The sequence below is a fragment of the Brevibacterium otitidis genome (assembly GCF_042429315.1).
Lineage (GTDB): Bacteria > Actinomycetota > Actinomycetes > Actinomycetales > Brevibacteriaceae > Brevibacterium > Brevibacterium otitidis.
In genome coordinates this window covers 1-20027 of sequence record NZ_JBHMAU010000020.1, presented here as the reverse complement: position 1 = coordinate 20027, position 20027 = coordinate 1, and the positions used below count along the sequence as shown (strand labels likewise).

19 protein-coding genes, 1 tRNA gene and 3 pseudogenes are annotated in these 20027 nt (G+C 67.5%); 4 read left to right on the top strand and 19 right to left on the bottom strand.

Features of this window, described 5'->3' with window-relative positions; genetic code table 11:
• Positions 1 to 234: 234 nt before the first annotated feature.
• Positions 235 to 3690 (top strand): hypothetical protein, encoded by a 3456-nt coding sequence (locus ACFFN1_RS02165; protein ID WP_376838158.1) that lies wholly within the window; start codon positions 235 to 237, stop codon positions 3688 to 3690.
• Between the two features lies 1 nt (position 3691).
• Complete coding sequence (locus ACFFN1_RS02160) at positions 3692 to 4054, top strand: MGMT family protein (protein ID WP_376838156.1); 363 nt, start codon at positions 3692 to 3694, stop codon at positions 4052 to 4054.
• 133 nt (positions 4055 to 4187) lie between these two features.
• On the opposite strand, the gene rplL is transcribed toward ACFFN1_RS02160, so the two are convergent.
• The 12 genes from rplL to ACFFN1_RS02095 all read right to left on the bottom strand — a co-directional run bounded on the left by rplL (position 4188) and on the right by ACFFN1_RS02095 (position 13179).
• Complete coding sequence (gene rplL, locus ACFFN1_RS02155) at positions 4188 to 4580, bottom strand: 50S ribosomal protein L7/L12 (RefSeq protein WP_376838154.1); 393 nt, start codon at positions 4578 to 4580, stop codon at positions 4188 to 4190.
• 71 nt (positions 4581 to 4651) lie between these two features.
• Positions 4652 to 5188: a 50S ribosomal protein L10 gene (gene rplJ, locus ACFFN1_RS02150; protein WP_376838152.1), complete on the bottom strand. Its 537-nt coding sequence runs from the start codon at positions 5186 to 5188 to the stop codon at positions 4652 to 4654.
• A 307-nt stretch (positions 5189 to 5495) separates the two neighbouring features.
• Positions 5496 to 5702: a hypothetical protein gene (locus ACFFN1_RS02145; RefSeq protein ID WP_376838150.1), complete on the bottom strand. Its 207-nt coding sequence runs from the start codon at positions 5700 to 5702 to the stop codon at positions 5496 to 5498.
• 360 nt (positions 5703 to 6062) lie between these two features.
• Positions 6063 to 6434: a hypothetical protein gene (locus tag ACFFN1_RS02140; RefSeq protein WP_376838148.1), complete on the bottom strand. Its 372-nt coding sequence runs from the start codon at positions 6432 to 6434 to the stop codon at positions 6063 to 6065.
• A 126-nt stretch (positions 6435 to 6560) separates the two neighbouring features.
• Positions 6561 to 7049: a hypothetical protein gene (locus ACFFN1_RS02135; protein WP_376838146.1), complete on the bottom strand. Its 489-nt coding sequence runs from the start codon at positions 7047 to 7049 to the stop codon at positions 6561 to 6563.
• Between the two features lie 115 nt (positions 7050 to 7164).
• Complete coding sequence (rplA, locus tag ACFFN1_RS02130; protein ID WP_376838145.1) at positions 7165 to 7857, bottom strand: 50S ribosomal protein L1; 693 nt, start codon at positions 7855 to 7857, stop codon at positions 7165 to 7167.
• A gap of 103 nt (positions 7858 to 7960) precedes the next feature.
• A complete protein-coding gene (gene rplK / locus ACFFN1_RS02125; RefSeq protein ID WP_376838143.1) occupies positions 7961 to 8398 on the bottom strand; it encodes a 50S ribosomal protein L11 in 438 nt (145 codons plus the stop codon).
• Positions 8399 to 8645: 247 nt separating this feature from the next.
• On the bottom strand, positions 8646 to 9410 hold the full coding sequence (gene nusG / locus ACFFN1_RS02120; RefSeq protein ID WP_376838141.1) for a transcription termination/antitermination protein NusG: 765 nt from the start codon (positions 9408 to 9410) through the stop codon (positions 8646 to 8648).
• Between the two features lie 92 nt (positions 9411 to 9502).
• Positions 9503 to 9754, bottom strand: coding sequence for a preprotein translocase subunit SecE (gene secE / locus ACFFN1_RS02115; RefSeq protein ID WP_376838139.1), 252 nt, complete (start codon positions 9752 to 9754; stop codon positions 9503 to 9505).
• A 40-nt stretch (positions 9755 to 9794) separates the two neighbouring features.
• Positions 9795 to 9867, bottom strand: a tRNA-Trp gene (locus tag ACFFN1_RS02110).
• An 88-nt stretch (positions 9868 to 9955) separates the two neighbouring features.
• Positions 9956 to 11095: an Ig-like domain-containing protein gene (locus tag ACFFN1_RS16850; protein WP_446680468.1), complete on the bottom strand. Its 1140-nt coding sequence runs from the start codon at positions 11093 to 11095 to the stop codon at positions 9956 to 9958.
• A 263-nt stretch (positions 11096 to 11358) separates the two neighbouring features.
• Positions 11359 to 13179, bottom strand: a complete 1821-nt coding sequence (locus ACFFN1_RS02095; RefSeq protein WP_376838137.1) for a metallophosphoesterase family protein — start codon at positions 13177 to 13179, stop codon at positions 11359 to 11361.
• A 140-nt stretch (positions 13180 to 13319) separates the two neighbouring features.
• Between ACFFN1_RS02095 and ACFFN1_RS02090 the strand changes: the two genes are divergently transcribed.
• A complete protein-coding gene (locus ACFFN1_RS02090) occupies positions 13320 to 14357 on the top strand; it encodes an adenosine deaminase (protein ID WP_376838134.1) in 1038 nt (345 codons plus the stop codon).
• On the opposite strand, the gene ACFFN1_RS02085 is transcribed toward ACFFN1_RS02090, so the two are convergent.
• The 7 genes and pseudogenes from ACFFN1_RS02085 to ACFFN1_RS02055 all read right to left on the bottom strand — a co-directional run.
• The gene (locus tag ACFFN1_RS02085) at positions 14338 to 15510 is read right to left on the bottom strand and encodes a UDP-N-acetylmuramate dehydrogenase (RefSeq protein ID WP_376838132.1); all 1173 of its coding nucleotides are present in this window, start codon (positions 15508 to 15510) and stop codon (positions 14338 to 14340) included. The two genes, ACFFN1_RS02090 and ACFFN1_RS02085, sit on opposite strands and share 20 nt — an antisense overlap.
• Positions 15507 to 15998: a MaoC/PaaZ C-terminal domain-containing protein gene (locus tag ACFFN1_RS02080; protein WP_376838130.1), complete on the bottom strand. Its 492-nt coding sequence runs from the start codon at positions 15996 to 15998 to the stop codon at positions 15507 to 15509. Before ACFFN1_RS02080 ends, ACFFN1_RS02085 begins: the two co-directional genes overlap by 4 nt.
• A complete protein-coding gene (locus tag ACFFN1_RS02075; RefSeq protein ID WP_376838128.1) occupies positions 15995 to 16450 on the bottom strand; it encodes an FAS1-like dehydratase domain-containing protein in 456 nt (151 codons plus the stop codon). Before ACFFN1_RS02075 ends, ACFFN1_RS02080 begins: the two co-directional genes overlap by 4 nt.
• 124 nt (positions 16451 to 16574) lie before the next feature.
• Positions 16575 to 17465, bottom strand: coding sequence for a TetR-type transcription factor C-terminal domain-containing protein (locus tag ACFFN1_RS02070; RefSeq protein WP_376838127.1), 891 nt, complete (start codon positions 17463 to 17465; stop codon positions 16575 to 16577).
• Positions 17466 to 17582: 117 nt separating this feature from the next.
• Complete coding sequence (locus tag ACFFN1_RS02065; protein ID WP_376838163.1) at positions 17583 to 17762, bottom strand: hypothetical protein; 180 nt, start codon at positions 17760 to 17762, stop codon at positions 17583 to 17585.
• Positions 17763 to 17794: 32 nt separating this feature from the next.
• Positions 17795 to 17968: pseudogene (locus ACFFN1_RS02060) on the bottom strand (pyridoxamine 5'-phosphate oxidase family protein); the annotation flags it as partial.
• A 559-nt stretch (positions 17969 to 18527) separates the two neighbouring features.
• Positions 18528 to 19331: pseudogene (locus tag ACFFN1_RS02055) on the bottom strand (ISL3 family transposase); the annotation flags it as partial.
• An 84-nt stretch (positions 19332 to 19415) separates the two neighbouring features.
• Between ACFFN1_RS02055 and ACFFN1_RS02050 the strand changes: the two are divergent.
• Positions 19416 to 20027, top strand: a pseudogene (locus ACFFN1_RS02050) (IS1634 family transposase); the annotation flags it as partial.

Genomic DNA, 20027 nt, shown 5'->3' with positions numbered 1-20027 from the left:
CCTCGCGCTGACTACTGCGATCTGGCACAACCAGAAGACCGGACAGCCGGTACTCCGGTCACTGACCGCGTACGACCACTGAACCCTTGGAATCAATCATCTAGGACGCTTCCACAGCCGAGGCGGGAGGAACCTGCCGCATGTCGCCGGCCGGTGCTGTGGATAACTGCCGATCGGGCTGCAGCGTTCGTTAGTCTGAAGATGGAACCTGCTGAAAGTGAGACTGGTGTCGATATGTCGGCTGCGTCAGGCATGCATCTGCTGTCCCTGCTGGTCACTCTGCTGCTCGTGGCACATGCAGGGGTGTCCTGGCTTGTCGGCTGGACGGCCATCCGGGCCCGCTCGGCTAAGCCGCTGACCGCGCTGCCGACTGCGCACCCGCACCCCAGCCGGCCGGCCCCTCCCCCGCGCGGCCGAGGTGCGCCGCCGGGCCCACCCATGCGCACCCCCGGGCCACCGCAGCCCGGAGGCATGCTGCCCTACCCAGCCGATGACCCGATGCGCCGCCCGAACCAGCCGGCGCGGCGTCCCGGACAGCTGGCAGCCACCTCGGGCCCGGCCGCTCCTCCCGGCCCCGGACGGCCCGCCGTCCCGCCGACGGACCAGACGGGGCTGTACCTCAACATCCTCCTCGGGGTCGCGGCCCTGCTCATGGTCACCGCGGCGATCGTCTTCGTCACCGCCGCCAGCTCCGTCGTCATCAAGGCCGTGAGCCTGTGGGTGGTGGCCGTGCTGTTCTATGCAACCGGCCTCATCCTCTGCACGCTGGTGGCCAAGCTGCGCCCGGTCGGCATCGCGCTGACGGCGATCAGCCTGGCGATCATCCCGATCGCCGGCATCGGGCTCGGCGGCTGGGAGCTGACGTCCGGATCACTGGCGTGGTTCATCTCCTCTCTGGCCGGAGTGATCGCCTATGTGGGTGCGGCGGTCGCGCTACGGTCGCAGCTGGTGACGTGGCTGAGCGTGGCCTTCGCGTTCTCGCTGACGATGTCGGCAGCGGCGCTGACGCCGGCACCGGTCGTGTGGTACTTCGTCGTCCTCATCCTCACCACCGCGCCCCTGACGCTGCTGGCGGTGCTGCTGCGCAAGCGCCTGGCGAAGAAGTTCATCCGCCCGCAGATCATCCTCGGTGATGCGCTCGCCCCGCTCGCCGTCCTCGGGGCACTGTTCATCCAGCCGTTCCCTAGCCGGCTGGACTGGGGCATCCTGTTCGCCGCTCTCGGCGTGCACTTCCTCGCAGGCGCGCTGCTGCGCCGCTCGGCGGTGCGCGGTGTCGGTGCGCGGCTGAGCTTCGCGCTCGCACTGCTGCTGGTCGTCAACGGGCTGGCCATCCAGGAGCTCATCGGTCTGACTCCCTTCTGGAGCCGGCCGCTGACCTCTGCGGCCGCCTTCCTCATCGGCGCGGTCTTCGTCGCCGAACTCGGGTTGCGCGGCCGCACCGGTGCGGCCGCGAACAGGCGCAGCATGACTGCTTCGACGGTGGTGCTGCAGCTGGCCGGTGGTCTGCTGCTGGCCATCGGCATCGTCTTCGCCTTCAGCCGCGAAGCCGATGGCGGCAGCATCCTCGCCCTCGTCATCGTTGTGACGGCGGGGGTGGTCGCTGTTGCGGCGGGTGTCTTCACCGCACTGCGCGCCGATCTCATGCTCCCGCTCGGTGCAGCGCTGGCGGTGGCCGCCCACCTCGGGACGTACAGCCTCCAGCAGGTGATGCTCGCCGGTCCTGAGGGCGCGCGGCTGGCCGACCGCGTGCCAGGGAGCGTCGCCGCATCTGCTGCGTTCGCGTGGACGGCGCTGCTGCTCATCGCCTTTGTCGGACTGAACTCTGCCATCACTTCGCGGTGGGGCCGGCGGCTGCGGCTGCTCAGAGCCAGCATGCCGGTGTTCCTGCCGGCAGCATCCGTCCTGCTGCTGGCCAATGCCCCGGTGGCAGCCCACATGGTCGACTCCCCGCTCAGCGGCATCATCGTCGTCACCGTCGTTCCTGTTCTCGGTTTGGGTGCCTGGTGGGCGCGCAATGCGCTGCTGCTCGTCGGCACGCTGCCCGTAGCGCTGGCCTTCGGCTTCTTCATCGATGACACGTGGAAAGCGCTCGGTCTGGAATCCAAGCTGGCGTCGACGGTCGGCTTCACCTGCAGCGCCATCATCATGGCGACGGCGATCGCAGGGCTGTCGATCGTGCAGATTCAGCTGCTGCGCGGCGGCCGGCGCTGGCGTGCCCGGTATACCATCATCGCCACGAGCATCCTGGCGGGCGCGACCCTGGCTGGTCTGCTGGTTCTGCCGTTCGTCTACTGGTCCGCTACGGCCGATCTCCCGACCTATCTCGCCTCGACGGCACTGCTGCCGCTCCCTGTTGTGATCCTGGTGCTTGGGCACTGGATCGCATCCGCGCTCGCGGCCCGGCAGCCGTCACCGATCAGAGGGACCGAGCTGCGGCTGCTGCCGTTGAGCGTCGCGGGTGCTGCACTGTTCTGCATGAGCAGTTTCGGCATCATCGTCAATGCGCACAATTCAGAGGCCCTCGCCGGCATTGCGTTCATCGTCCTGGCCGGCATCGCTTTTGCCCATGCGTTCATGTCACGCATTCCGGAAGCGCAGCTGTTCGGCTTCTTCGCCTTCTACTTCGGGCTGGTGAGTCTCACGGGGCTCATGGTCACCGGCGCCGCACTCAGGTTCCTGCTGGCTGCATGGGGCGTCTGGATGGCGGCCTATGCGCTGTACTGGGTCATGTCCGTCACCCGCGACCGGCGGCCGGGCACCCGCATCCTGTTCGCCGGGTTCTCCCGCTGGTCGCTGACGCCGCTTGTCGCTGCGTTCATCGCGATGCTGTGGGCGTTCGTCACCACATTCTTCGTCGATGCTGATGCCTCTGCCCTCAACTCTCTGACGATGCTCATCGCTGGCGTCACCCTCATGATGCCGGCGTTCATGCTGGTGCTCATGGCCCAACGCATTCCGCATCGGCTGGGCCGGCACATCACCGCCGAGGCCGCCACCTATCTGGGTGCCCTGGGCGGGATGATCGCGCTCAGCGGCATCTGGCAGCTGCGCCTGGTCGTACCGCTGCATGTGCTGCTGGCGGCCACGATCATCTGGGCGATCATCTATGCGCGCAGCCAGCCCGCCGCCAGCGGCGCCGCCGCGCGGTTCGTCCGCGTTGAGCTGCGCACCGTCATCCCGATGGCACTCATCTCCATCACGGGAGTCGTCGCCGCATTCACCGCCGACCATGCCGGCTACTCGCTGCTGTTCCTCATCGACCATGCCGCGCTTCTCGTCGCAGGTGCAGTGCTGGTGTGCGGCTGGGCGCTGTGGTGGGGACTGGTCGGGGTCAGCGCGGGTGTTGTGTGGTTCCTGCGCGATCTCATGTGGCTGGCACTCGTCATCATCGCCGTATTCATCATCGGCGTCGTCATCTGGCAGCTGCTGCGCAAGCCGAAGGACCGCGCACCGACCAGCCCACCGCAGGGACCGCCGCCGCCGCGACCGCCCCAGGGCTTCATGCCGCCACCGGGACCTCACCGGCAGCCGGGACCTGCCGGACCACCGCCCCCGAGGCGTCCGGCACCACAGCGTCCGGAACCCCAGCGTCCTGCGCCGCCACCCGGCCCCGGCGCTGGGTCTCCCCCACCGCCTCGGGAACGGAAATGGCAGCCGCCGCAGCATCCGCCTGTGAACGGGCCGCGCTGACGTGGATGATCTGCTCGTTGAGAAGGTGCTGCGCGCTGCCGAATGCATCCCCGCCGGCCGGGTCGCGAACTATGGCATGCTCGCAGAGCTCGTCGGCACCCCGGCTCGGCTCGTCGGCCGGGTCATGAGCACATGGGGTGCGAATGTGCCGTGGTGGCGGGTGACGAACAGCGCCGGGCGGCTGCCCGCGGCACTCACCGAGCGCGCGCTGAGCGAATGGGCTGCCGAAGGCACACCCCTCAACACTGCACGCGACGGCGCTGCGCTGAGCAGGGCGCGCGCCGATGCCGTCGCCCTTGCCGCTGCGTGGGAGGAGGCCTGCGCGGATCTGCACGACGACGCGGAGCTGCCGAGCGAATCCTGAGCACAGTCGCTGCGCTGCGCTGGGCTCGAACGCTGCACCCTGAATGACAACTGCCCCGCTGCATGATGCAGCGGGGCAGTCGGCGTGATCCCGGACTGCGCTGCGCAGATGCGCGGTGCAGCCGGGAGGAAGATCACTTGAGCGAGACGGTTGCGCCTGCGCCCTCGAGGGCTTCCTTGGCCTTCTCGGCGGTCTCCTTGTCGACACCTTCGAGGACAGCCTTCGGGGCGTTGTCGACGAGGTCCTTGGCTTCCTTCAGTCCGAGCGAGGTCAGGCCGCGGACCTCCTTGATGACCGGAACCTTCTTGTCGCCGGCCGACTCGAGAACGACGTCGAACTCGCTCTTCTCTTCAGCAGCGGCGTCGCCACCGCCGGCAGCGCCGGCAGCAGGAGCGGCAACAGCAGCAACCGGAGCGGCTGCCTCGACCTCGAAGGTCTCCTCGAACTTCTTGACGAAGTCCGACAGTTCGATGAGGGAGAGCTCCTTGAACGCTTCGATGAGCTCTTCGGGGGTGAGCTTAGCCATGGTGGCTATGTCCTTCCGTACGTGGCTGGTGATTCAGCCGTGAATGGATTGTCTGTGGGTCTGGGTGAAACTCAGGCGTCCTCGGCAGCCGCGTCGCCGCCCTGCTTTTCGCGCAGAGCGTCGACCGTGCGTGCAGCCTTGACCAGCGGAGCGGTGAACATGTAGGCAGCGTTGCACAGGCTTGCCTTCATGGCACCGGCGGCCTTGGCCAGCAGCACCTCACGGGATTCGAGGTCGGCGAGCTTCGTGATGTCCTCAGCGGTCATGGCGTTACCTTCGAGGTATCCACCCTTGATGACCAGCTGCGGATTCGCCTTGGCAAAGTCACGCAGGACCTTGGCGGCTTCGGAGGGTTCACCGGTGACGAAGGCGATGGCCGAGGGGCCCTTGAGCTGTCCCTCGAGCGCTTCGATGCCGGCTTCCTTAGCCGCGATAGCGGTCAGCGTATTCTTTACCACGGCGTAGGAGGCGTTCTCACCGAGACCACGGCGCAGCTCCTTCAGCTGCGCCACGGTGAGACCGCGGTACTCGGTCAGCACTGCAGCAGGAGCGTTCTCAAAGAGTTCCTTGAGTTCGGCTACTGCGGCTGCCTTGTCAGGCCTCGCCATGGTATTCCTTTCGTACATGTCGGTGCATCAGACGCGCAAAAGCGTCCCGCGCAGGATGCACGGAACGCTTGCACAACCGGGCTCCGCCTGCTGCTGGGCAGCGGCATCGCCGGAACAATCATTCACTACATACCTGCGCTGGCCACTCTTGCGAGTCTTCGTTCACAGTGGCGCACAGCTGCACACGGTGGTGAGATGTGGTTCCCTGTGAAGACCGACGGTCTTGGGCAGATACAAGCATAGGGCACTCCCGCCGGGGAATCCAAATCGAGCGGCCGTATCAGCCCACCTGAGAGCCCAGCCCGACTCATGTGCTGGGCTGCTGTCTCTGCAGCTGCGTGACGAGGTCTTCTCCGACGGTGCCGAACAGGGTCTGCGCCCAGACGCTGTCGGTCTCGACATAGGGCTGGGCTCCGTCGTAGAGCCAGTCAGGTGTGCGGCCGGCCTGCAGATCGGCTGCGCAGGCAGCGCACGCCGGCACCCGCGCACCGCCGGCCCGGTCCGCATCGCGCACATCGGCCGTCGACTCGCCATGTGTCGGGTCGAAGACGCACAGCCGCCTCGGCTCTGCTCCGCCGCGTCGAAAGCAGGGATCGAGCGCGCTGCCACCAGAGCTGAGTCTGCCGCCTCGAGGCCTGCTCCCACGAGCCCGGCCAGGGTGACGGCCACCGCCTGGACGACGGAACGCGCCGCTTTCGCCGCCGGTCGAGGCGCCGTCTGGGGCGCCGCTGCAGCAGCGGCCGGCACCTCGGGAACGTCAGACCAGAGCGGGGCGAAGGCGCCGAAACCGGTGCGCGCATAGCCGTCGTCGAGGGTGTAGTACGGTACGCGCCGGCGGCCGCTGGCCGGCTGCACGAGCAGCACATCCCGGTCCTCACCGCGGTCGATCTGCTGTTCGCACAGAATGCATGCCGGCACGGTGGGTGCCCCCGCCCCTGCCGGTGAACTGCGCGGTGCGGCTGGCCAGGGCGTGCAGCGGATTGAAGAAGCAGGCCCGCACCGGTTCAGCCTGCTCCCCGGCTGCGCGGCGTTCGAGCACCGGCAGCTGCCAGTCGAGCACGCGCAGCGCTGCGATGTCGGTGACCGCGGCGCTGGCGAGCACCGCGGCGGCGTCGAGGATGCGGCGGCGGATCGTCTGCCGGGCTGTGAGCGCAGCGGTGAGGTCCTCATCGGGGTCGAGCAGCTGGGATGTAGACGGTTCCGCAGTGAGCAGCCGGCCGAGGGATCCGGCGACCCCGTTCGGCACCCCAGTGCCGCCGCGGTGGTGATGAAGGTGGTCGCGGCAACGAGGACGTTCATGCCGCCGGCGCGGTAGAGCTCGAAGAACGCCGGAACACCGGGCTCGAAGCGTCTGTCGATGTAGTCAGCTACCTCAGGACCCGCGCCCCTCGCCCAGCCAGGCTCGGCCGGCGGCCGCACAGTACTCGACGAAGGGGCCGGGGTCCTGGCGGAAGTCGCCGCGCAGCAGCTCGAGCTCACCGGGGCCGACGAGCCGGCCGCTCGTCCCCTGCCGTCGATAGGCATAGCACCAGACACCGGGCCAGCGGCCGGGAGGGAGGCATATGAACACGAGCGGATCAGCGGAGTCGAGGTCGTCGAGGATCCGGCCGAAGAGCTCCTCAGCGAAACGCAGATCGGAACCGCGCGGGCGCTGGAGCGCCGGGCCGACAGCCACCCGCACATCAGCTCCGGCAGCAGCGACGGCTGCACGCAGGCGCTGCTCGAAGTCAGCTGCGAGCCCCAGCTCGAAGCTCGGGTCGATCCACACGGCATCGCGGCGCAGGGCCGGCACGAGGATCGGCGACCAGGCTTCATAGGCGCAGTCGAGAACCGCGGAAGCCGAGTCGGAAGCGGTATTCATAGCTGGAATTTTATGCGACCACCCGTGGCGGGGCCGGCTCGCTGCCCCAGCAATGACAGCGGCCCCGCTGGCTCCAGGTTCACGGAGCCGGCGGGGCCGGAGTGTCAGTCTGTTATCAGCGCAGGGCGGCGACGTCCATCGGGATGGCCGGGCCGTTCGTCGTCGTCATGGTCGCCTTGGTGATGTAGCGACCCTTCGAGGACGACGGCTTGAGGCGCATGACCTCGTCCATCGCAGCGTTGAAGTTGTCCTCGAGTGCCTTCTCATCGAAGGAGACCTTGCCGATGATGAAGTGCAGGTTCGAGTGCTTGTCGATGCGGAACTCGATCTTTCCGCCCTTGATGTCCGAGACAGCCTTGGCCACGTCCATGGTGACGGTGCCGGTCTTGGGGTTCGGCATGAGGCCGCGGGGGCCGAGCACCTTGCCGAGTCGACCGACCTTACCCATCATGTCCGGGGTCGCGACGGCTGCGTCGAAGTCGGTGAAGCCGCCGGCGACCTTCTCGAGCAGGTCATCGGAGCCGACGTAATCGGCACCTGCTTCGCGGGCTGCTTCGGCACGGTCGCCGGCTGCGAACACCAGGACCTTAGCGGTCTTGCCGGTACCGTGCGGGAGGTTGACGGTGCCGCGCACCATCTGGTCAGCCTTGCGCGGGTCGACGCCGAGGCGCAGAGCGACCTCCACGGTGGCGTCGAACTTCGCGACAGAGGTGTCCTTGGCCAGGGACACTGCCTGGCTCGGTTCGTAGTATGTGTCAGCCGCGATCTTCTCCGCGGCGGCCTGATAGGCCTTTGAGCGCTTTGCCATCTGCTTCTCTCCTTGCAGTTGTGGTGTCGGGGAGCGCGCTGCTCCTACCACGTGACATCGGTGCCGCTGTGCAGCTGGGCTGTCCCGGCTGCGGCACCGCTTGTCACATTTCGATGTCGGTGGTGATTCCCATCGAGCGGGCGGTGCCAGCAACGATCTTCGACGCTGCGTCGATGTCGTTGGCGTTGAGGTCCGGCATCTTCGTCTCAGCGATCTCGCGCACCTGGTCCTTGGTCAGGTGTCCGACCTTGTCGGTGTGCGGAGTGGCCGAGCCCGACTTCAGACCGGCGGCCTTCTTGATGAGCTCCGCAGCCGGCGGAGTCTTCGTGATGAAGGTGAACGAACGGTCTTCGTAGACGGTGATCTCAACCGGCACGACATTGCCGCGCATGGATTCCGTTGCAGCGTTGTACGCCTTGCAGAACTCCATGATGTTGACGCCGTGCTGACCAAGCGCAGGGCCGATCGGCGGTGCAGGGTTGGCTGCACCTGCCTGAATCTGAAGCTTGATCAGGCCGGCTACCTTTTTCTTGGGAGGCATTCTTCGGTCCTTAATACTTCGGTGAAACCCCCCGGCGGCTGCCGAGGGTCGTCCCCTGTGCGGTCGGCTCAGGGGGTGTCGCGCCGCACTCCGATGAATGTCGCAGGCGCAAACCACACCATTATTCCATGAACAGCCCGGTGTTGTTAAATCCGCACCGGGGCACCTGGGAAGCCACCGCGCCCGAGGCGGGTCTCACCTCGGGCGCGGATGGTGCCGGCTGCAGCCGGCGCAGGAATGGGGTGGCTCAGATCTTGGAGACCTGGTCGAAGCCGAGCTCGACGGGAACGTCGCGTTCGAAGATCGACAGCAGGACGGTGAGCTTCTGCGATTCGGGGCGGATCTCCTGGATGGTCGCCGGGTGGCCCTCGAAGGAGCCCTCCTTGACCATGACCGATTCGCCGACCTCGAACTCGACTTCGTAGGAGGCGCTGCCGGCAGCGGCGGCCTTGGCCTCTTCGCCGGCCTCAGCGGCGGCCTTAGCCTGCTGCTCTTCGAAGACCGGGGCGAGCATCGAGAAGACTTCGTCGATGGTGAGCGGGATGGGATCGTAGGCGTTGCCGACGAAGCCGGTGACACCCGGGGTGTGGCGGACGACACCCCAGGACTCGTCGGTCAGGTCCATGCGCACGAGCACGTAGCCGGGAATGCGCACGCGGCGGACCTGCTTGCGCTGGGCGTTTTTGACCTCGATGACGTCTTCCATCGGCACCTGGATCTCGAAGATGAAGTCTTCTATGTCCAGGGAGATGATGCGGTTCTCGAGGTTGGCCTTCACCCGGTTCTCGTAGCCGGCGTAGGAGTGGATGACGTACCAGTCGCCTTCCTTCATCCGCAGCTCGGACTTGAACTCCTCGGCGGGGTCATGCTCCTCGGCGGCGTCAGCGGCCGGGGCCTGCTCGGGCGCCTGAGCGGCGGCCGGCTGGCTGGCAGTCTCCTCAGTGACAGCCTCGTCAGCAGTCGACTCAGCGACTGCGTCGAGGTTCTCGGTTTCCGGGGTGTTGTCCGACACCTGTTCTCCTTGTGCTGTGGGCAGTGGGCGTTGTCTGGCGTGTGCGGAGCGGAAGTCCGCGGCTGGGTGGGCTCAGCGACTGCTGATGCCGGCTAACCCCACAGAGGCCAGATCGGCGAGCCGCCGAAGATGAAGCCGGAGAGCTTTCCGAACAGCAGATCCAGAACGGTGACGAGAAGCATCATGAAGATGACGAACCCGAGGACCACCATCGTGTAGTTGATGAGCTCCTTGCGGGTGGGCGTGACCACCTTCTTGAGCTCACCGATCACCTCGCGGAAGAACCGGATGATGGTGCCGAAGAAGCCGCGCTTCTCAGACGTCTCGGCTGGTGTCTCGCTCACGCTTCCTCACTCGGGGGTTGATGTGCTTCGTCGTGTTCAGCAGGGGTGACAGGACTCGAACCTGCAACCTACGGTTTTGGAGACCGTTGCGCTACCAATTGCGCCACACCCCTTCGGCCGGAAGGTTCCGGCCGGGACATGAAACAGACCCGAATCACCGGGTCAGCTTCCGCCAAGGTACGAGCATACACGTTCGACGTCTCATCCGTCTAACGGCCCAGGACCGAGGCGATGCGCATCAGGCCTTCCGGCGCCGGCTGGCGATGAGCAGCGCTCCGCCTGCCAGCAGCAGGACGGCGCCTGTTCCCATGGCAGCCGGGGGCGAGTCGGCACCGGTGCGCGGCAGTCGCTTGTCGGAGTCCGGCCCGGGTTGTCGGAACCGCGATCCGGCGCAGGGCTCTCCGTCGGATCCTGAGTCGGCCCGTCAGTGTCATCGGTCTGAGTCGGCATCGGCGCGGCCGACGGGCTTTCCGATGCAGACTCGGACTCGCTCGGCGACGGGCTCGGCACCTCGGTCTCGGTGGGCGAAGGGGTCGGGGACTGCGTGCCCTGACCATCGCCGCTTCCCTCGATCTCAACGCTCTTCGAGTTCGACGTCCATTCCTCGATCTCGTCGGCGGTGAGTTTCGCGGAATTCGTGTATGCGCCGTTGACGAGGTTCGGGATCTCGCCGATGATTGGGTCGAATGTCACCGTCGAGCCTGCGGGAATCGTGTCGATGCGGATTTCGAGCCGCTCGGTTTCACAGGTCATCGTGATCGTGCTGCGATCGATCGAGCCCTCCGGCGAGATCCTCGTGCTCCGTTCGCTCAGCAGGTTCGCATTGATGTGGTCGCAGTTGAAGTGCCACTTCTCGTCTTCCGACTCATCGGCGATGACGACATTGTGGAGATCGGCGCCGTACTTCGGCGTGATGATCCGCCAGCTCAGCGCGCGCTTCGGGTTGAAGTACTGGTGGTCGATCGGCAGCGTCAGCCAGCCGTCCTTGCGGAACAGTTCGGCCGGCGGCGGTGCGAGCCCGGGCAGCATCCTGATGTAGACCGTCCCGACGAACTCGAACTCGACGGGGTACAGCGTCTGGCCCTCTTCGTACCTGATGGTGGTCCGGGCCCGGAACTGCAGCGATCCGCTGAAGCCCTTCTCCCCTTCGACATTCTCGTTGAAGACGGCGGTCACGAGTCCGGAGCTGGCGACATCGGCGCAGCCGACGACCTCGCCGGTGCCCGGATTCACGATGTCGAAGGCCGGCACGGCCTGCGCGGCGAGTGCATTGGTCGGCAGCTGGTAGGTGAACCAGTCGCCGTTCTTGGCGTCCTGCTTGAGGGAATAGTCGAGCCGCAGCGTGGCGACGGTGTTCTCCCGGTAGGTCGGCTGTTCGATGACATTGCCGTCATCATCGACGAACCTGATGTCATCAACGCTGTCGACGAGTTCCGTTCCGGCTGGGGTGCAGCCGGCAGCGCACGCCGCATCATATGCAAACGTTCAGCAGTGTGACCATATAACTATATGCGCTACAGGTCGGTGTCTGACAGAGCGGAGTGAAAGTGCTCCGGCAGCGCAGGCTCACCGGCGGCTGCCCCCTCATTCCGGTCGTTGACCCCTCATTCCGTCGGCACATCCTCAGCAAGCGGCGCCCACGGTCCCGGCTGCGGGATCGGCATCCACGGGCTGAAGCTGACCTGCGCATCCATGTCGACGGTGACGACCTGGATGTCGATGGGCTTGCGGCTCTGGGCGTCATAGCGGATGAAGGAGAACTCCGCCGGCATCTTCAGCGGCCCAGGCGTCAGAGCATTGGCGAGCGCACCACCGGTGGTGGAGTTGACGAATCGGACCGCCGGGCCGAAGGGCTCCGGCCCGATCTGCCGGTGCCAGTGCCCGGAGACACCGAATCCGGCGCAGCCGGCCCCGAGCGCCTGTGCCGCCTGCCGCGGATCGTGGATGACGAGCGTGTCGATGGACTCCGCTGCGCAGGCTTCGGCCGCGACGCCTGCGGTGAAGTCAGCGCCGGTCTCTCCCCGTTCGAGCACATCGCCGCTGGGGAAGACCGTCCGCCGCGGGTCGGGCAGGCCGAAGAAGGTGAGCCCGGCTGCGGTCACCGGCCGGCCATCGAGCACCTCCCAGCCGAGCTCGCGGGCATGCGCAGCAGTGTCAGCGGAATCGTGGTTGCCTTTGACGAAGACCCGCGGCAGCCCCTGGGGCAGCGCCCGGTGGACGGAGTCGATGCAGATGTTCTCCGCCGTCGTACCGGTCATCGTGATGTCGCCGCCGTCGAGGTAGACATCGGCGCCGCCGAGCTGCGCGGCACGGGCGAGCACCCGGGACATGCCGGTGTTGCAGTGGATGTCGGAGGCCATGAGCACGGTGATGACTCCGGGTGGATCGCCGACGCCGCCGGCCTGCGCATCGTCGTGGCCAGCGTCCGACTCGGCCGCGGCTGTGGGCGTCGTCGCCCCGTCCGTCGCCTCCTCCGCTGCCGCTCCAGGATCGTCAGCAGCCTTTCCGCCCGCCGGCTGCGGGATCACCCAGTTGGGTGTGGGCACCAGGTCCGCGCCCGAGGTGCCGCGCGGGCTGGCCGGTCGCGTCACCCATGCTTCGTCGAAGCTGGCGAGCGCGGTGTTGTAGAAGGTCTCGTTGTCGTCGTAGTAGTCGGTCACAAGGCGGGCGGCTTCGTCGATGACTCCGGAGAAGCGTCCGGTCACCTCGGAGCCGGCCAGCGGTGTGTGGTCGAACACCGGATTCGGGGTGATGGTCTTGGGCCCGGTGGCCGGCACGGCGATGATCGCCACGAGCACCGCGCTGAGTGCGCACACGAGTGCCGTCATCGGCCCATCAGCCGGATCGCGGCGGGCAGCCGACCCGACATCTGCAGCCGACCCGGCATCCGCGGCCTGTCCCTCCAGCTGCCGGCGGGTGCGGCGACTGAGCAGCACAGCGCCGATCACCAGGGTCGCGATCGCCGCGACAGTCGCAGCGCGGGTGAGGGCATCGGCGATGATGCCGTTGCGCACCACCGTGACGAGCGCGTCGATGTCGCCGAACAAGCTCGCATAGGCGCCGGCGTCCTGGGCAAGCCCGTCGACGGTGGAGGCGCTGGCACCGGACTGGGCGGGGATCTCTGCGACGGTGACCTCGACGCCGAGCCCGGCCGGCAGCCGGTCCTCAGCAGGGATGACGAGCTGGCCGATCGGCCCGAGGTCGACGGTGATCGCCCCATCGGTCGTCATCTGATAGGAGGCCTCATGGGGCCCGAAGTTCGCCTCGGTGTGTGCGGTCGTCACCGCCCAGGGCGCGGCCAGTGCGAATGCGGCGAGGAACAGTCCGAAGGCGGCTGCGAGCATCCGGAACCCGGCGACGATGCGCGCGGGCATCCGGCGTCCGGCCCGGGGCACCCGGCGTCCGCGTCGCTCAGCTGTGACCATGGCCGCCATTATACGAGCGCACCCCTGTACGAGCGCGCCCCGCTCCGCTGCGCATCCGCGTCCCCCGCGCACACACTCCCACCTGCGGCGATGCCTGCGCGGCCGGCGGCCTCCGCGCGCACATCGACTAGACTGTCGACATGCTGACCCGGGAGGATCTGCGCGCCCTTCCCAAAGCGCACCTGCATCTGCACTTCACCGGCTCGCTGGCGGATGAGACGCTGGCCGAGCTGGCTGCTGCAGCAGACATCCGGCTGCCGCGCGGCATCGTCGGTTCGACCCCGGCGAACCTCTCCCCTGATCAGCGCGGCTGGTTCCGCTTCCAGCGCCTCTACGACGCCGCCCGCGCCGTCGTGCGCGGGGAGACGATCATGCGCCGGGTCGTCGCCGAGGCCGCAGCCGCGGACCGTGCCGAGGGCTCTCGCTGGCTGGAGCTGCAGATCGACCCGACCTCCTACGGGCCCTATGTCGGCGGCATCACCCCGGCGCTGGAGATCGTCCTCGATGAGGCGGCACAGCAGTCCGGGCCGGACTTCGGACTGGCGATCATCGTCGCCGCCTCCCGCACCCGCAGCCAGTTCGAGGCGCGCACCCTCGCCCGACTGGCCGCCCAGTATGCTGGCGATGGGCCAGCTACCGTCGTCGGCTTCGGGCTGTCCAATGACGAGCGCCGCGGCAGCACCGCCGAGTTCCGGCACGCCTTCCGCATCGCCCGCAGCGCCGGGCTCGCCTCACTGCCGCACGGCGGGGAGCTGCTCGGCCCCGAACACATCCGCGAGGTCATCACGCACCTGCGGCCCGACCGCCTCGGGCACGGGGTCCGCGCAGTCGAGGACCCGCAGCTGCTGGCTGAGATCGTCGAGGCCGGCATCGGCCTGGAGGTGTGCCCGGGCTCGAATGTGTCGCTGGGCGTCTACGCCACGCCTGCGCAGGTGCCGCTGCGCCGGCTCTACAATTCCGGCGCGCAGCTGGCGCTCGGGGCCGATGACCCGCTCATCTTCGATTCGCGGCTGCTCGACCAGTACGTCGCCGCCGCCGAGGCGGGCCTCACCCGAGCAGAGATCGCCGAGCTGGCGCGACAGTCCTTCGCGATCTCGCGCGCACCGGCAGCCGTCACGCAGGCGGCAATCGCCGATATCGACCGCTGGGAGGCGGGCCTCAGAACCGGCAGCCGATGAGGTTCGGCTCAGGTTCGAGCCGGATGCCGGTCCTCGCCGCCACCCCGTCGCGGATGTGCGCGGCGAGTTCGAGCACATCGGCGGTGCGGGCCTGACCGCGGTTCGTCAGCGCCAGCGTGTGCTTCGTCGACAGGCGGGCGCGCTGCTCGCCGATCCCGAAGCCCTTATGGAATCCGGCGGTGTCGATGAGCCAGGCCGCCGAGGTCTTCTTCCGCTTCTCATCGCGCATCCCGGTCAGCGGGTCGATGACCGGGTATTCCGGGGCGCCTTCGGGCAGGGCCGTGTCGACCGGCACGATCGGGTTGGTGAAGAAGGAGCCTGCCGACCAGGTGTCGTGATCAGCGGGGTCGAGGACCATGCCCTTGGAGGCGCGCACGGCGAGCACCGCCTCGCGCACGGCGGCCAGCGGCACACGGGCGTCGAGTTCGACGCCGAGGGTACCGGCCAGCTGCTGGTAGCGGATCGGCGCGGACTCCGCCGAGGCGGTGAGGACGAAGCTGACGTCGAGGACGACGAAGCGCACGGTGCCGAACTCTGCGGTCGAGCGCTTGAGCCGGGAGGTGCGGTAGCCGAACTCCAGCTCGGCGCGCGGCAGGGTGATGATGTCGCCGGAGAGCCGGTCGCAGACGGTCACCGACTCGAGGGTGTCGGCGACTTCGGCACCATAGGCGCCGACGTTCTGCACCGGTGTCGCCCCTGCTGAGCCGGGGATGCCGGAGAGCGCTTCGAGGCCGCTGAGCCCGCGGGCGACGGTCTCGGCCACGCAGTCGTCCCAGTTCTCCCCTGCTGCCACGCGCAGCCGCACCCGGCCGCCGTCGAGTTCGGTGTACTCGCGGCCGCGGGTGCGGATGAGGCAGACGGGACCGGCGAATCCCTCATCGCTGATGACGAGGTTGGAGCCGCCGGCGATGAAGAGAACGTCCGGCCGCAGGCCCCGCGCGCCGCCCGCCTCGGCAGGCTGGCCCCTCTCGGCAGGCTGGCCCGCCTCGGCTGCGGTGGACGCAGCTGTCCGGGTGAGCGGATGGGCGGTGAGGAAGTCGAGCAGCTGCTCGCGCGTGCTGGCGGCGGTGACATCGGCGGCCGGACCGCCCACCCGCATCGTCGTGTGGTCTGCCAGCATGCTCGGGCGCACCTCGGCTGCGCCGTCGCTCACGCCAGCCGCACCTTCACCTGGGTGCGGCCGAGCACGGTGTCCTCTCCGCAGGTGACGGAGATGTCCAGCCGCACGATTCCTGCCTCGGCGTCGATCGCGCCGACGACGGCGGCCATGTCGAGGTAGGCCGTCGGGGTGTCCGGGGCGCCGGTGGCGGCATCGGGGACGACGACGGGTGCGGTGAAGCGGGTGCGGCAGTCGACGATCGCACCCGGGTCGGCGGCCCATTCGGTGATCCGGGCGAGCACGGAGCCCATCGACAGCATGCCGTGGGCGATGACGTCATCGAGGCCGACTTCGCGGGCGAAGCGCTCGTTCCAGTGGATCGGGTTGTGGTCTCCCGAGGCGCCGGCATAGGCGACGAGATCGGCGCGGGAGAGCGGGATGCGGGCGGTGACGACGGTGCGGCCGACCTCCTGGTCGCGCAGCCGCGGCGCCAGATCGGCACCCGCTGGGCGGTACTCCTCGTAGGTGTTGCGCTCGCTCATGCTTCTCCTCCTCGCACGACGATCGTCGAGGTCACCGTGACCACAGGAGCGTCGTCGGCGTTCGCGTCGGTGAGTTCGGTGCGGGTGGTGATCATCGCATGACCGCCGGCCTCGCGCAGCCCGTCGACGTGGCAGACGGCGTTGAGGCGGTCTCCGGCAACGATCGGGCGGGTGTAGCTGAACTGCTCGGAGCCGTGGACGACGCGGGAGAAGTCGATGCCGGCCTCCGGGCTGGAAATGTAGAGAGCCTCGGCGCGCTGAGAGGGGATGACGGCGAAGGTCGGCGGGGCGACGACATCGGCATAGCCGAACTCGGCGGCGACCTCGGCGCTGCGATGGGCGCGGTTCTGCGCTCCGGTGGCGCGGGCGAATTCGATGATCGCCTCGCGGGAGACCTCATAGGGCTCCGGCAGGGCGTAGCTCGCACCCTGCAGCTCGGTGTTGACAGCCATCAGCAGATGTTCCTCCTCAGGCACAAGCCTCCGGGCCCGTGCAGGTTCGTCCGGCTCAGGTGAACAGACCGCCGGCACCTCCTGCACTCGGGCCGAGGCGGGCGGCAGTCCCGTGTCTGCGAGTCTATCGCCCGGGACCGGCCACCTGCATCATCGCCAGGGCGTAGGCGGCGAGGTTGTCGGCGGCGGCGTCCTTGGGCACCGGCCCTTCGGGGTCGTACCACTGCGAGGTCGAGGTGCACATATTCGCCACCACCCGGCCGGCGAAGCGCCAGTCCGGATTGACGAAGACTCCCGCTTCGATGCCCTCGCGGGCGAGCGCGTCGATCATGTGCTGCACCTCGCGGCGCAGCCCGACGATCCGCTCGCGGTCCGGCTCCTCGACGCTGCGCATCTCGCTGGCGCCGATGAAGGCCTTGCGCCGCTCGACCAGGTGGAACAGCGCCAGCTCGCGCACCACCTGCCGGTAGCGCTCTTCGACCGGCTGGCCCTCTGCTGCTGTCAGGACGTCCTCGAGCCGGCCGAGGAGCTCAGCCATCGTCTCGTCCATGAGGCTCACGAGCATCTGCTGCTTGGAGGAGAAGTAATGGTAGACGCCAGCCACGCTCACCCCACCGGCCTGGGCGATCTGCCGCATCGAGGTGCCGTGGTAGCCCCAGCGCACGAAGCAGTCGATGATCGCCTCGACGATCTTGGGATGCGGGGCATCGGGGGTGCCGCGCACGAGGTGGGAAGCGCCGGCGTGCTCGTGGCCGCCGGGTCCGGTGCGCACCGCGCTGGGTTCGAACTCACTGGAGTACATGAGGTCTTCGAGTTCGAGGCCGAGCACCTCGGCCAGCTTCGCGACCCGCTCGACGGTGACGGAGACGCGCTCACGCTCGATGAGGGACACGGTCGCGGGGCTCACGCCGATCTGCGAGCTCAGCTCCTCGAGCGTCAGTCCGGCCTGAGTGCGAGCCGCACGCACACGACCGCCGATGCTCGCGCCGCTTTCATCCTCATGGGCTTTAACCATGCTAAACAGCATAGAGCACGGCGCAGTGCTGTCCGGTCGCCCGCGCCGAACCTGCTTCGCTGTCCGGCCGCAAGGCGGGACGGAGGGCCGTGCGCTCAGTCCTAGCGATCGTTTAGTTCAACAGGTGAAGTCGGGTTCGACCTCGGGTTCGGGACCGAAGCGCAGACTGCGGCCGGTCACCTCGGTCGGGCGGATGCGGATGTAGCGGGATTTGGTGCTCGCAAGCCAGAGGCGCAGCCCGGCCTCTTCGGCTGCGGCGGTGTCATCGACGGATTCCAGCACTTCGGCGCGGCCCATGATGACAACGCTGCGGGCGGCGGGGCGGCGATGCGGTCGACTTCGAAGGTGATCCGGTCGCTGATCGTCACGACCGTGAGCTTGGTGCCGGCGGCGGTGCGGATGTAGAGGGTACCGTCGTAGGCTGCGTAGTTGACGGGGAAGATCTCGATCTCTCCGGCGGCGGCGACGGCGAGGCGACCAAAGTTCTCAGACTCCAGCAGCACTCAGTACTCGTCGCTGCTTAGGGTGTCGATCGGCGGCGGGGTGGTGTTCTCGGAGTGATGTTTGATCTGGTCCTGAGCCCACTGTGAGCCCGCGCATACTGCACACGAGGCGCGTGGCCACTTAGTGGAACAGGCTGGCTCAGATTTCTGAACCCAGCGCTGCTACCAGGGCTGATGCCGCATCGGCACAGCCGCCACCTCGGGAGCGACAGCGGCAATTCGCTGCGGCCGTAGGGGCCAGCAAATCCAGACTCCCCGCAGCTCAGGGCCCGAACGCGATCGACTGCGCGCGGCAGCATACGACTCGCCTCGCGGAATTGCGTGCTTGAAGGATTGGCCCTCGAGCGCCTGCGCACACAGATCAACGGATATAGGCTGAACGACTGTTTGCCACACGCCAAAGTTGAGTGCTCGACGCCGAGCACCACTGTCGGCACCAGCGTACCCGATAATCGGCTCGCATCCGCCGAACGCGCGTGGAGGGCTGGCCATGACCGATGAACCCGATCTAACCGAACTGCTCGCCAACGCCTCGACCACATCAGGCAAATCGGGCTCTTCAGAGTTGAGTGTGGGGTGAGGCGTCCAGGCCGCCAGCGATGAGCAGCATGCGGAGTCGGTAGTTCTCGAGGTTGCGGAACCTGCGAGCGATCCGCCTGCCGAGCTCGATGAGCCCGTTGACCGCCTCGGTGCCACCGTTGTTGGCACCACCGGTATCGAAGTACGCCAGGATTGTCGTCTTCCATTTCCGCAGCGTCCTGCCCAGTCTGGCGATCTCTGGGATCGGGCACGTCGGCAAGGCCTCGATCACGCGGGTGGCCAGCCTGCGCCCTTGCGCGTGAGTGTCCTGGTGGAACATGTCACGCACGTCCTGGGCGCACTGGTAGGCGACTTCGACACTGATGTGGTCCTCGTGCGCAGCGAACGCCGCTTCGAGTCTCGTACGCTGCCGGTCGGTGAGGCGTTCGCGTCTGGCCCGTAGAAGGTTGCGGATGCCGTAGAGCGGATCGCCCTTCCGGCCCCGGTGCCCGAGTGTCTGCTGCTGGACGCGCCTGCGGACGTCATCAACAGCGCTGGTGGCGAGCTTGACGATGTGAAAAGCATCGAGCACACAGGTGGCGTCGTCGAGTTGGTCATCGATCGCGTTCTTGTATCCCTGGAACGGGTCCAGCGTCGCAACCTGCACACCTTGGCGGAAGCTGGGCCCGCGTGCGGCGAGCCCGTTCTTGTACACCGTTGCTGAGCGTCCCGGGACGAGATCCAGCAGACGTGCCGTCGGGTGCTGGTGGCAGGAGAGATCGACCATGCCGGTGAGTTCCTTTCGGCCCTCGCCAGCGGGGTCCGTGTGATGCCATACATGCTCGNAGGATGGTGTTTTTGGGATACTAATCGTGTGGCATTTGTGAGGAAGGTCCGGACTGCGTCAGGGGCGACTGCGGTCCAGGTCGTGGAAAAGCGCCGTGGGAAACTGCTGGTGATCAAGCATGTGGGCTCGGCGCATACCGATGCTGAGCTTGGCCTGCTGATGGATCGTGCCGACGAGATCTTGGTCGGTGATCAGGGAGTGCTCGATCTCGGGATCGAGGATCCGGTGCGGCAGGAATCATTGCTGCCCGGTCCCGGGAGACAGCCGCGGCTGCTGGAGCCTGCGCACACTGTCGACGCTGCGCCGGTGGTGAGCCGGCCGCGCACAGTCGGGGCGGTGTCGGATGTGTTGTGGTCGACGTTGGAAGCGGCGTATTCGAACCTGGGTTTCGACGTGGTCGGTGATGAGGTGTTCAAGCAGGTGGTGCTGGCCAGGCTGGTAGAGCCGACCTCGAAGCGCGATACGGTCCGGGTGCTGAGCGAACTCGGGGTGCCGGCCCCGCACGTGTCAACGATCTATCGGCATCTGGCCCGGGCGCAGGAGAAGAAGTACCGGGACACGATCGCGTCGAAGTGCTTTGCTCACTGTCTCAGCGACGGTGATGTCAGCTTGGTGATGTACGACGTGACGACCCTGTATTTCGAAGCCGAGCACGAGGACGGACTACGCAAAGTCGGATACTCCAAAGAACGG

Excerpts from the sequence above, each read along its gene's own strand:
- ACFFN1_RS02075 (WP_376838128.1), bottom strand. The coding sequence starts at position 16,450 with ATGGCTGTCAACACCGAGCTGCAGGGTGCGAGCTACGCCCTGCCGGAG.
- ACFFN1_RS02165 (WP_376838158.1), top strand. The coding sequence starts at position 235 with ATGTCGGCTGCGTCAGGCATGCATCTGCTGTCCCTGCTGGTCACTCTG.
- rplJ (WP_376838152.1), bottom strand. The coding sequence starts at position 5,188 with ATGGCGAGGCCTGACAAGGCAGCCGCAGTAGCCGAACTCAAGGAACTC.
- rplA (WP_376838145.1), bottom strand. The coding sequence starts at position 7,857 with ATGGCAAAGCGCTCAAAGGCCTATCAGGCCGCCGCGGAGAAGATCGCG.
- ACFFN1_RS02090 (WP_376838134.1), top strand. The coding sequence starts at position 13,320 with ATGCTGACCCGGGAGGATCTGCGCGCCCTTCCCAAAGCGCACCTGCAT.
- ACFFN1_RS02080 (WP_376838130.1), bottom strand. The coding sequence starts at position 15,998 with ATGAGCGAGCGCAACACCTACGAGGAGTACCGCCCAGCGGGTGCCGAT.
- rplK (WP_376838143.1), bottom strand. The coding sequence starts at position 8,398 with ATGCCTCCCAAGAAAAAGGTAGCCGGCCTGATCAAGCTTCAGATTCAG.
- ACFFN1_RS02065 (WP_376838163.1), bottom strand. The coding sequence starts at position 17,762 with ATGGGCCGCGCCGAAGTGCTGGAATCCGTCGATGACACCGCCGCAGCC.
- ACFFN1_RS02135 (WP_376838146.1), bottom strand. The coding sequence starts at position 7,049 with ATGAATACCGCTTCCGACTCGGCTTCCGCGGTTCTCGACTGCGCCTAT.
- rplL (WP_376838154.1), bottom strand. The coding sequence starts at position 4,580 with ATGGCTAAGCTCACCCCCGAAGAGCTCATCGAAGCGTTCAAGGAGCTC.
- ACFFN1_RS02095 (WP_376838137.1), bottom strand. The coding sequence starts at position 13,179 with ATGGTCACAGCTGAGCGACGCGGACGCCGGGTGCCCCGGGCCGGACGC.
- ACFFN1_RS02070 (WP_376838127.1), bottom strand. The coding sequence starts at position 17,465 with ATGGTTAAAGCCCATGAGGATGAAAGCGGCGCGAGCATCGGCGGTCGT.